Below are 11,610 nucleotides of genomic sequence, written 5' to 3'. Positions count from 1 at the left end.
GAAGGCCGGCTTAGTGCCGTTCACACAGATGTTCTCAGTCATTCAAAAGCAATCCAGCATGTACCAGATTAACTTTGTTGAAAATCGCTTACGTGAATTTTGTTTTTGTATCATACTACTGCTTCGTCGATTCACGATTAAACCAAATTATCTTCCAAGGAGAGCAAAAGATTCTGTTCAGAAAGACAGCAATGAATACAAGTTTGCATACAATATTCTTCATGAATTCAACATCAGCACTACTGGAGATATTATTTATCTGACGACTCTGGTTCAAAGCATGAGTATTGGAAACTACGTGAATTCAATCGACAACGTGAGAATTCAGAAGATTTTACATGATATTATTCAAGACTTTTCTGATTTATCTGGAATTGAATTTTCAAATCAACAGCAAGTTAACGAGCAATTATTTACGCATTTTCGATCGATGTATTATCGATTGCAATATCACTTTCCAATTCTAAATCCATTAACCTCAAAAGTAATACGTGAATATAACGAAATATTTATGTTATTGAGCAAAGTCATAGATAACTACGTTGATGAATTAGGAGAGGTTCCAAATGCAGAGATCGCCTTTTTAACGATTCATCTAATTGGATTCATCTATTCCTCTAGCCAAAAAAATGCTCATATTAAAACTGCTGCAATTGTTTGTCCCAATGGTGTTGGGAGCTCTGCGCTAGCTTATTTACAATTAACGAGCCTATTTCCACAAATCAACTTTCTGCCACCATTTAAATATGCCAAATTAGCAGACAATTTAGAAAAAATCGATATTATTTTCTCTACTTTCTACCAAAGCGATCTGTTTACCTTAAATCGGCCTTGCTTTGTCATCAATCCGATTATGACAACTAGAGAAAAATATGAATTAATCCAGAAAGTAAATGCAAAAATAACGACAAATTCTTTTTCCGGACTAACATTTAATTCTATTATGAAAATTATTACAAAACACGTCTCCAATCAGGATTCTATCACTGCAATTGAAAAGGAACTCTCTAATGCCTGGGCTGCGCCTCACTCACAAAATAGTACAAATGAATTGCACCTACTAGATGTTATCGATCCTGATTATATTCAGTTAAACTTGGACGCTTCTACACCTGAACAAGCAATTAGCCTTTGCGCACAACCACTAATTGATCGTAAAATCATTACGACTAATTACCTGAAGGCAGTTTTAAAGAACAGCGAAACGAAAGAATTGGGCAATTTTGTTATTACACCACATATTGCACTCCCACATGCTTCACCAAAGTTTGGCGCAAAACATATTGCAATCTCAGTTGGGACATTAAAACATCCAATCAAGTTTGGGAGCAGCATCAATAATCCAGTGAAATTCATCTTTTTCCTAAGTGCAACCAATAGCACTGACCATTTGCAGGCATTACAAGGGTTAATTTCGCTAATTGGCGACTCATCTTTTCTAACCTTACTTGGATCAACAACTTCAAAAAACGAAATTTATCAATACATTGCAAATCAACAACATTAACCCAAAATAAAGCTAGCACCTGAACCCAACCGGGTTCAGGTGCTAGCTTTTTTCAACTCGCTCTATTTAATTCGTAACCGACGTTTTCGTCTTAGCTGGTAACGCGGTCAAAAAGTGGCTAAAGCACTGCTTCAAGAAGTGTTCGCTAGCGTCATCAGTCAAATGGTCATTCTCATCAAACTTGGTGCCAGCTTGTGGCAACATGAATTCGTTGCCAGGGAGGACCTTGGCGTCAACGCCTGGTGAGTCCAGGATTTGACGTAAGTTCATTTGGGCGCGGACGGTGCCTTGAACACCTAGTGACGTACCAACAATCATGACTGGCTTATCCTTGAATGGGTGTTCTGCACATGAGAGCCATTCGATGGCACTCTTCAACGCTGCTGGAATACTGTGATCGTATTCAGGCACGCCGAACACGACACCATCGGCTGCTTCGATTTTAGCCGCTAGTGCTTTGACACTTGCAGGCTCTTGGTCGATATCGTCTTCGTTGAATAGTGGTAAGTCTTTGATTTCACAGATATCAAAGTTAACCTGGGTCTCAAACAAATCCTTCATCACGTATAATAACTTGCGATTATAAGACTTGGAGGCGTTGGTCCCCACGATTGCCACGATATTGGCTTCATCGTCGCCAGCAGCGGCTTGCCGTTGGGCGTTGTCACTAGCGGCAGCACCAGCAACGTAACCAGATGAGATACCCCAGGTATTCATCATACTTGGCATCGAATCGTGACCATTGGCCCCACCGATGATCTCACCAGCACCAAAGTAATTGGCAACCGGTGCATTCTTGGTCGTGACTAGTTGTAAGTTATCCGCATCGACACTGTAACCACCTAAAGTTGTGGCAAACCGGTCGCGTTGTTCAATGATGTAGAAAGTCTGACCTTCAAATTGGTGCAAGAACTTCGGATCGCGTCCAAATTCATGATCATGACCATCTTTGACGTAACCTTGATAATTATTGACCGTTTGGACCAGTTCATCCACATCAATACCAGCTTGTTTGGCTGCATCAGTCAAGTTGCCCTTGACGAAGATTGGGCGCTTATCCTTGTTATCGAAGAAGCTTTGAATTTCTTCCGGCGTAAAGTCGTGTAAAATCAATAGATCATAGACTTTCTTCCAAGTCCGTTCATCCATGACTAAGTAAGCGACCTTATCATCCTGCTTGAGAATGGCATTCCGGAAAGCCGTGTAAACGTTGGATTCATTAACGATCCGCTTTCCTTTGGAATTGACATAAATGGCACCCATGTCCGTCGCTTGCTTCGAGGCATACGTCGTCAACTTGGCCACGCCTGGTTCAACTTCCACGCCATGTGGATAGAGCTTATACCAGCCTAAATCGTGTGTTTGTAGGTCCAAATCTGCGTTGAACTGGTAAGCATCACCAGTCGACGTCATTGGACCATAGTAATCGATACCTTCACTCTCTTCGCCGCGCATCTTCTGGTTGGCACCGTGACCACCGGCAGCTAAGACGACTGAGCGTGCTTTGATGTTGACCATTTGGTCCTTTTGGGCGGCAACGACACCACGTAATTGCTTATCATTATCCAGCATCAACTTTTCGACCCGCGTGTCTAGTAAGATTTGACCACCCGCGGCAGCAAAGGCTTTTGAGACCTTTTGAATGAATTCGTAACTGCTTGCGGACGGCAATTCGATTTGTCGATTGATCGAATGTTCCGGCGTTTGGGTCTGGGCCTTTTGGTAATGCAAATCAGCGAACTTACTGATGAAATCAATGGCTGGGCCAATATTATGCACCATCAAATCAGTTAAGGCTGGGTAATTGGTTTCCAAGCTTTCACGAGCGACATCTTGTGCTAACATCTCTGGTGTATCGTGATTGTTATCAAAGATTTGTGCGGATACATCCGAACCAGTGCCGACAACATTGGAACCGTTCAAAATCGTCGCGCCACCCAAATAACCGTTTTTCTCAACTAAGATGACTTTTTGTCCCATCGATAGTGCGCGGCAACCGGCAACTAATCCAGCTTCACCACCACCGATGATCAAGACGTCGGTCCGATAATTCTTCGTCTGCGGCTTAGCCTTCTTAGGGACTGGATGAACAGTCACGCCAGCATCGGCAACTGCCTGATCCGCTGACTTCAATAGCGCTTGGGTCATGACCGTCGCACCACTGATCGTATCCACGTCGAATGACTGTTCAGTAATAATATTTTGCTTCAACTTATCGATGACTTGGTTAAAAATCCCCGACGTTTCGGAATGTTTTAATATCTTCAAGTCCTCAATCTTGTTGTCTTGTACGTCCACTTCATAATTGATGATACCGTTGTGGCCCATTGCCTGTCCGGTAATTTGTTTTTTACTCAATAGTAAACACTCCTTTGCGTCGCGGCGTTAAGCCACTGGTAACTGTGACGTGTTGGTCGTGGTCAATGAAGATGGCCTCTGTCTTAGGAAGCGGCTCAATCAGCTGAGCGCCCCGCTTCGGCCCTTCAAAATAGGCCACGGTCGACAACACTTCTGCTAATTCTGACTGTTCAGTAATAATCGTCACTTGATCAACTTGATTTTCCACCGGATAACCCGTTTTTGGATCAAGAATGTGGTGATATTGGCGATTGCCAATCTTAAAATAGCGCTCAAAAATTCCCGAGGTAACGACCGTCCGTACTGGCATCTCAACTTGTAACGCTGGATAGCCACGTGGCGCTTCTGGGGCCTGGATTCCGACCTGCCACCGTTGATCAGCGGTCAGTGGATTCACTCCGAGGAGCTTTACATTACCGCCTAGATTAACGATGGCGTGTTCGATACCCGCCTGTTGCAATTGCGTCACGATTTGATCAGCAAAATACCCCTTGGCGATTGCGCCTAAGTCCAGCTGCATGCCAGGTTGGCGTAAATACACGCTTGATTGCGCTTCATCTAAAATCACTTCATGCAGGTCCATTAAGGCTAACCGTTGCTGGATTTCTTCAGCGGATGGTACTTGATGGCCACCAAAGCCAATCTTCCATAATTTGACTAACGGCCCAATCAGCACGTTAAAACTAGTCGGATACTGTTGCGTATAGCGAATCGCATCCGCAACTAACCGAAAGCACGCCGTACTGACCAGTACCGGATGGATCCCGGCATAGCGATTGATTGCGGCCACTTCCGAATCGGGACGATTGACCGAAAAGACCTCATCCATCCGTTGCAAGTAATCATAGACGGCCTCAACCGCCGTTTGATTCGGTTCAAAGAGGGTCAGCGAGATAACGGTACCCATCATCGTAAATTGCGAGACATATTTCTTATGCGTTTCCATCATCATGCCGACCCCACTTATTCATCGTTAGTTTATTTAATCGTTTAATTCAATTTCAAGTCTTCTAGTTCTGGGCGTAGGTGCGCTAAGGCAATCTGACCCGGCGCTGAAGCGGCACCGACCGTGGCAAATGAGAGACACGATCCAAAGGCTTCGCCCGCGATCCGTGAAACTTTGCCTAAGTCACCCATCGACATCGTAATCACAGGCCGTGACAACGTTTGATGGGCGATATTGGTGGCGCTCAGTAGTGTCAACACATCTTCAGCAGATTGTGGCATGACGGCCATCTTAGCGACATCCGCACCATAGTCCACCATGCTGGTCAACCGTTTGACGATCTCCGCAGCACTTGGTGTCTTGTCGAAATCATGATTACTCATGATGACAACGACGTTAGCAGCCTGAGCTTGCGCGACCAACTGCTTAACGTCCTTTTCTTCATGATAACGTTCAACATCCAACGCATCGGTGAAATTCCCAGCAATCACCGCTTGGCACACCTTGAAGTAGTCAGCGTCGGCTAAGGCCAATTCACCGCCTTCACCCTTCGTCCGAAACGTCGTCAGCAAGGCAATATCGCCTAATGCGTTTCGCAGTTGTTGGCCGGCATCCTGTAACTTAGCGGCATCCGTGACGCCGTCAAAGAAATCAATGCGCCATTCAACTAAGTCCGGCTTAGCGGCCTTAATCGGATCAACTGCACTCAGAATATCCGCGACCGTCTTACCCGTGATGGGCACCGCGATTTTGGGACGGCCGGTGCCTAATTCGATGTTTCGTAATTTAATGACTGGTTGCATTGTCAATAGAAGCTCCCTTCTGTGAACGTTTACCAAAGAGATGGTAATAACGAACAGTAATCAATACGGCTAAAATAAATCCAATCAATGCAATGATGACATCGAATAAGAAAATATTAGCCAAGTTTGTTGACATCATACCGGTAACTAGAGGAATCGTAAAGGATGCGATTGATCCTGCAGTATAGAATGCCCCAGTAATCGTTCCTTTGCCTTGTGGGAAAAATGTCGACATCACTGTCAGGCCTAACTGCATCACACCACCAGCAGCTGAGAAGCCAATAACGAATGACATAATTGAACACATCAAGGATGTTGGGAACAGATACATTAATAACAATGATAAGAATGAGAGTAACGTATAAACGCCTAAGAATTGAATTTCTTTTACGGCGCGTTTAGCTAATGCAGCTGTCACTAACACACACACGATTGAGCCAATACTGTAATAACTAATTAACGCACGCGAACTTGCATCTCCCATGCCGGCCACTTTAGTCCCGTACTGACTTAACCACTGACTGACAAGATAGAACGTTGCTTGTGAAACATACCCGTATAAGATGAACAATGTTCCATCAAACCACAAATTACCTTTTGATTCTGGTTTAGCTTCCTCAGTTGCATCAACCGCAGCAACCTTAGCATCTTGATTGGCAACTGGAAACTTGCCAGCGCTCAACAAGAACAGTAAGTTAACGACCATCACAACGATACAGAAGATGAATGACCAGCCATACCAGTAATTGCCAGCAACTAAGAAGCTAACAAATAATGGTAATCCAAATTGACCTACAGAAATGAATGCCTTAATAATGACATTCGCAGTCCCTTTGGATTCTGGGAACATTTCCATCAGCGCTGGGTACGTCCCGGAATCCAAGAACGAATTAGCGATTCCGGCTAAAATCCCGAAAATATAAGCAACGGTAATCGATGGACTTAGCAGGATCCCCGCAAAGAACAATAAATAAGTTAATACACCCAATACAACGAACGGCTTACGTCCAAATTTATCTGATAGGAATCCAGAAACCAGTAAAACAATCAACCGGCCAATTCCTAGTGAGAAAATAACCACAGCAACCCCACCAGTAGTTGTTTGCCAATGTTTAGCCAAAGCTTCCATGTTTTGAGCTAAAATAATAACTCCGATACCATGGATGAAATAATTTAAATATAAGCTAATGGCAGTTGGCATATATTTATTTTTCATGGCAACCTCCTACTTATTTTTGTGCTGCAGCATCTTCATCGAATAGAATGTGGCGAATATAATCAACTGGCATGTCTTCTCCAGTCCAAAGCTTGAAAGCGGCTGCACCTTGTTCTAGCATCATGCCTAAACCATTAAAGACATGTTCAACGCCTGCTTCTTGGGCAACTTTCATTAATTTTGTTGTCCGTGGTGCATAAACCGTATCAAAGACAACTAAGTCTTTACGTAACCAGCTTGGATCATCAACCAAAGTCTTATCTTCAAGTGGCTTCATACCAACACCGGTAGCATCGGTATAAATAAATGAATCTTGAATTTCTTTCTTGAAATCATCGCGATCTTCTAGGGCATGTAATGTGGCGTGGCATGAAGTCCGTTCATTAATCAAGTCAACATTATGTTGGGCATTTTCCCATTCAGCATCGTGTAAGTTAAAGATTGACATTTCTTTAACACCATCTAAGGCAGCTTGAACCGCAATCGCAGTCCCAGCACCACCGGCACCAGCCAAAGTCATTTTATGTCCCCGAATGTTGATTCCTTCATCATCAAGTGACTTCATGAAGCCGATCCCATCAGTTGTGTAGCCGGTTAAAACGCCATCATCATTAACAATCGTGTTAACCGCACCACACATTTCAGCGGCTGGATCTAACTTATCAAGTAATGGCAATACTTTTTGCTTATTCGGCATTGAAACATTTGAGCCCCGCATATCCAATGTACGGATTGATTCAATTGCTGAAGGCAACTTTTTGTTATCGATTTCAAAAGCAAGGTAAGCGTAGTTCAATCCTAACTTTGCAAAAGCATTATTATGCATTGTTGGTGACATTGAATGGCGAATCGGGTAAGCCATCAAACCAATTAATAATGTGTGTCCATCGATACGTTCTGTCATGTTAATCCACTCCTAAAATTTATATTATTTACTATTTGTTACTCAATTCACTTGTCATCTTAACAAAATGCTTTAATATAATAAATATAGAACCGTTGCTATATTGATTAAATATTTTTATGAATGAAAGGGGTATCACACGTATTGAATCTAAGACATTTGGAATTTTTCAAAGAATTGGCACGAACTCAGCACATGGCAAAAGCAGCTGAAAACCTTGGTATATCACAGCCTTCGCTAAGTTACGCCATTAAAAAATTAGAAAGTGAACTTGGTGTCCCTTTATTCGAACCAGACGGCCGAAATATTCGTTTGACACCAGTTGGTGCCGTCTATTTGAAGTATATTACTGCGAGTTTAAGCGATTTATCACAAGGTAATGAGCTCGTCAAACAACTCATGGACCCTGATACTGGTCATGTCAAACTCGGCTTCACTTATACACTTGGGCAGCAACTAGTCCCCGAGTTAATGACCAAGTTTCACACCGATGATAAGAATCACGCCATTACCTTCGAACTAGGACAAGGAAACTCAACAGAATTACTAGAAGAATTAGCAGATGAAAAATATGATCTCGTTTTGGCTTCAAATGTCGAAAAGTTAGGCGAACAGCCAACCAACACACTCTTTGACTTCATCCCATTAGTTCAACAAGAAATCGTTGCGGCTATTCCAAGTCATCACGCCCTAGCCAAGCAGTCGGAACTGCATGTTAAAGACTTAGAACCTTACCCCATGATTTGTTTTTCGCATAACAGTGGCTTGAGACCACTGATTGACCAAATTTTGAAGGATGCCCATGTTGAACCTAAAATTGCTTATGAAGTCGAGGAAGACCACACGATGGCTGGCTTTGTCAGTTATAATTTTGGTGTTGCACTGATGCCTTATTTACCACTTTTAGACCAGTCCAGTATTACACTAAAGCACCTCACCGATCAGCCATTACGGCACCAAATCTATCTGATTAGTAAACGTAATCACTTTGTCACACCGTCCGTTAATCGCTTTGAAGAATTCAGTCGCAGCTATTGTTGGCAACATTACACACAAGTCGAACGGATGATTTAATTATCGGAACCTAAAAACGCCAAAGAGGCTGCTTAACCTCTTTGACGTTTTTAAGCTGTAACACTTCTTTTTTCGCGACCAATTCCCAATACCACGATGCTGCAAATGACACCGATAACCGCAATCATCACATCGAACCACATAATATCATGAATCCCATATTGCGAAATCCACGCCGTAAACACCGGAATCGTAAATGAGGCTAGACCACTAGCCGTGTAGTATATACCGGTAATTCGACCTTTCGCACGTGGAAATGTATCACTCATGATCGTCAATCCCAGCTGCATGACGCCGCCAGCTGCGGAGCATCCGATCACAAACGAACTAACTAGTGCAACACCCCACGTCGGAATCAACGTTAACGCTAATAATGCCAGCAATGAGACTATTGTGTCGATCAGCATGAACCAGACTGGCTTGATAATCCGCTCCACTAATACTGCGGTCACAACCACGCCTAGTATTGAGCCAACACTGTAGACACTCACAAGCATACGTGCATGTACCAGATTTAAATGAATCACATCACTGCCGTATTTCGTCAACCATTGGCTCACTAAGTAAAAGGTCGCCATGGAGATATAACCAAAGATCGTCAGTACAATTCCCAAAGTCAGCTTCTTCAGCGTTAATCCAGGCTTGCTTGCGGTTTCCGTTAATGTTGTATCCTGACTACTGGCTGGAAGCGTCGATAATTTTGGAAAATCTCGTAGTCGTAAGAATATAAAATTAGCCACCATCAAAAAAATACAGAGCAGAAATGACCAGCCATACCACAGCTCAAAATGATCAAGGCCTGCCACAATAATTGGAAGAAGCAACTCCCCAATAGACGCAAACGCCTTAATCATAATATTCGCCGTTGCCTGCCGCTTTGGGTAAAGTTCCATTAACGCGGGATAAGTCCCAGAATCCAAAAAAGAATTAGCCATTCCTGCTAAAATTCCGGAAAAGTAGGCCACAATAATGTTCGGAGAAACAATAATACCAATAAAGAATAACGTGTAAGTCAATATCCCAATCTGCACAAATAATTTGCGCCCCAGCCGGTCAGAAAACGTTCCAGCCAGATAGAGGACGAGCAACCGGCCAATTCCTAGCGAAGAAATAACCAGAGAAACTCCAGCATCACTGACATGCCATTGCTGACTTAACACAGTCATATTCTGAGCTAAGATGACTATTGCCATCCCGTGGACAAGGTAATTAAGATACAAACAAATTGTTGTTTTAAACCGTTCTGTTGATGTCATATGAGTCAACCTTTGCCTTGTATAGTTTGAATTGAGTAACAAAGTGGTTTTGCTCATCTATTAACTAGTCATTGTACCGTATATGAAAGCGCTTTTCAACAGTTGATAATCTAAAGGCCCGTGCACCGATTGAATCGGATGAACGGGCCTTCAAAGGATTAGCATATGAACGCCAATAGTTGAATAACTATTTAGACTGCAACGTCACTGTCGCAACAGCATCGTTCTTTGTGACCATTTGATTCGGAATGACATCCATTTTTTCAACATCATCCATATTCGTCACAACTGTCATCACGGTAGTCTTCTTGTCAGCTGCTTGAATAGCTTCTAAATCCATCGTAACTAGCGGATCTCCTAATGCGACAGTATCTCCCACCTTGACATGTGTCTCAAAAGGAGCGCCCTTTAGTTCAACAGTATCTAAGCCTAGATGGAGCATAATCTCTAAGCCATCCGTTGTCGTCATCATGATAGCGTGCTTCGTATCTGCAACGGATTCAATCTTTCCTGCTGTTGGTGCAGTGATCTCACCATCGTTCGGTTCAACTGCAAAGCCATCCCCCATCATCTTCTGGGCAAAAACGTCATCTGCTACTGCCGTGATTGAAATAAGCTGTCCGCTGGCAATTGCGTTCAATTTTACAGACTTACTCTTCTTTTTAAATCCAAACACAGTTACACCTTCTAATTAAAATGTTTATTAATTGCACTCCGAGATGAAACGAGTTGTTTGATATGTTGGTCATAATCATTAGCAATGAAGGTATAATATAACAAATCTACGACATATAACTGAGCAACTACCGAAGTCGTCGCAGCAGCCCGCGCAGTTTGATTCTCTTCACTGTCGTCATTGATCAACACCACATCTGCTAGGCTCCCTAGCGTACTAGTTGCATTCCGAGTGAGCGCAATTACTGGAACTTTGACTGCTTTGGCTAATTTAGCAAGTTGGATACTTTCAGATTTCTCACCAGAGTTTGAAACGAGAAACAGTACTGATTGAGCTGCCTGCGTGGTCATCCCAACTGCTAGTAAGTGCGTGTCTTGAGAATGAATAACTGCTTTACCAACTCGAATATATTTTTGTTCAAAGTCAGTTGCAACAACATCCGAAGCCCCCAGGCCATACAGATAGATGCTACTCTTTTCAGCAATCAATTGATTTGCTGCACGTAGCGCTTTGTCACTTAACACACGGCTGGTTTCCTCCACGGTGTGTGCCATTCTCATTGATAATTTTGACTTTATGGCCTCTAAGCTATCCTGAGGATTGATTTCGTCATATAGCGTTTGGTCAACATTACCTTCCGCCGATAAACGTAATTTTAACGCTGGATAGCCACCGTCAGGCATGATCACCTGTCCAAAACGAGCAACTGTGGCCGTACTAACACCTGCAGCAGTAGCCAGTTCAGCGGTGCTCATTTGTATCACTTCATTCGTGTGATCTAGGATATAGCGACCAACCTTCTGTTCCGCCTTAGAAAAATTAGTCAATTTATTGTGAATCATATATACAACGCTCGTCATCGTCGGCGCC

Annotated in this window: 10 protein-coding genes; 2 read left to right on the top strand and 8 right to left on the bottom strand. The window is 43.1% G+C overall.

What is annotated here, in order from left to right:
• On the top strand, nt 1–1,507 hold a 1,507-nt coding region (locus KGF70_RS10630), incomplete at its 5' end, for a BglG family transcription antiterminator (RefSeq protein ID WP_216768668.1).
• Between the two features lie 66 nt (nt 1,508–1,573).
• Here the strand turns inward: KGF70_RS10630 and KGF70_RS10625 are convergent.
• From KGF70_RS10625 to KGF70_RS10605, 5 genes are read right to left on the bottom strand one after another with little or no spacing between them, the layout of a single operon-like run.
• On the bottom strand, nt 1,574–3,865 hold the full coding sequence (locus KGF70_RS10625; RefSeq protein WP_216768669.1) for an FAD-dependent oxidoreductase: 2,292 nt from the start codon (nt 3,863–3,865) through the stop codon (nt 1,574–1,576).
• Nucleotides 3,858–4,814 carry an FAD:protein FMN transferase gene (locus KGF70_RS10620; protein ID WP_216768670.1) on the bottom strand — a complete coding sequence of 319 codons (957 nt, stop codon included), beginning with the start codon at nt 4,812–4,814 and terminating at the stop codon, nt 3,858–3,860. The genes KGF70_RS10625 and KGF70_RS10620 overlap by 8 nt, the downstream gene beginning before the upstream one ends.
• 41 nt (nt 4,815–4,855) lie before the next feature.
• The gene (aroD, locus tag KGF70_RS10615) at nt 4,856–5,614 is read right to left on the bottom strand and encodes a type I 3-dehydroquinate dehydratase (protein WP_216768671.1); all 759 of its coding nucleotides are present in this window, start codon (nt 5,612–5,614) and stop codon (nt 4,856–4,858) included.
• A complete protein-coding gene (locus KGF70_RS10610) occupies nt 5,598–6,830 on the bottom strand; it encodes an MFS transporter (RefSeq protein ID WP_216786441.1) in 1,233 nt (410 codons plus the stop codon). Before KGF70_RS10610 ends, aroD begins: the two co-directional genes overlap by 17 nt.
• Before the next feature lie 13 nt (nt 6,831–6,843).
• On the bottom strand, nt 6,844–7,734 hold the full coding sequence (locus tag KGF70_RS10605; protein WP_050338215.1) for a shikimate dehydrogenase: 891 nt from the start codon (nt 7,732–7,734) through the stop codon (nt 6,844–6,846).
• Nucleotides 7,735–7,878: 144 nt separating this feature from the next.
• Between KGF70_RS10605 and KGF70_RS10600 the strand changes: the two genes are divergently transcribed.
• Entirely contained in the window at nt 7,879–8,808 is a 930-nt protein-coding gene (locus KGF70_RS10600; RefSeq protein ID WP_105919578.1) for a LysR family transcriptional regulator, read from the top strand.
• Nucleotides 8,809–8,858: 50 nt separating this feature from the next.
• Here the strand turns inward: KGF70_RS10600 and KGF70_RS10595 are convergent, their stop codons facing one another.
• The 3 genes from KGF70_RS10595 to KGF70_RS10585 form a co-directional block, all read right to left on the bottom strand.
• Complete coding sequence (locus KGF70_RS10595; protein WP_105919579.1) at nt 8,859–10,064, bottom strand: MFS transporter; 1,206 nt, start codon at nt 10,062–10,064, stop codon at nt 8,859–8,861.
• Nucleotides 10,065–10,251: 187 nt separating this feature from the next.
• Nucleotides 10,252–10,740 (bottom strand): PTS glucose transporter subunit IIA, encoded by a 489-nt coding sequence (locus tag KGF70_RS10590; RefSeq protein WP_050338212.1) that lies wholly within the window; start codon nt 10,738–10,740, stop codon nt 10,252–10,254.
• An 11-nt stretch (nt 10,741–10,751) separates the two neighbouring features.
• The gene (locus tag KGF70_RS10585) at nt 10,752–11,600 is read right to left on the bottom strand and encodes a MurR/RpiR family transcriptional regulator (protein WP_050338211.1); all 849 of its coding nucleotides are present in this window, start codon (nt 11,598–11,600) and stop codon (nt 10,752–10,754) included.
• Nucleotides 11,601–11,610: the final 10 nt, after the last annotated feature.

The sequence above is a fragment of the Lactiplantibacillus sp. 7.2.4 genome (assembly GCF_018991185.1).
Taxonomy (GTDB): domain Bacteria; phylum Bacillota; class Bacilli; order Lactobacillales; family Lactobacillaceae; genus Lactiplantibacillus; species Lactiplantibacillus pentosus.
Note: the sequence above shows the minus strand (reverse complement) of the source record. Positions and strands in the feature narration are given on the sequence as shown.

Excerpts from the sequence above, each read along its gene's own strand:
- KGF70_RS10620 (WP_216768670.1), bottom strand. The coding sequence starts at position 4,814 with ATGATGGAAACGCATAAGAAATATGTCTCGCAATTTACGATGATGGGT.
- aroD (WP_216768671.1), bottom strand. The coding sequence starts at position 5,614 with ATGCAACCAGTCATTAAATTACGAAACATCGAATTAGGCACCGGCCGT.
- KGF70_RS10595 (WP_105919579.1), bottom strand. The coding sequence starts at position 10,064 with ATGACATCAACAGAACGGTTTAAAACAACAATTTGTTTGTATCTTAAT.
- KGF70_RS10585 (WP_050338211.1), bottom strand. The coding sequence starts at position 11,600 with ATGACGAGCGTTGTATATATGATTCACAATAAATTGACTAATTTTTCT.
- KGF70_RS10605 (WP_050338215.1), bottom strand. The coding sequence starts at position 7,734 with ATGACAGAACGTATCGATGGACACACATTATTAATTGGTTTGATGGCT.
- KGF70_RS10610 (WP_216786441.1), bottom strand. The coding sequence starts at position 6,830 with ATGAAAAATAAATATATGCCAACTGCCATTAGCTTATATTTAAATTAT.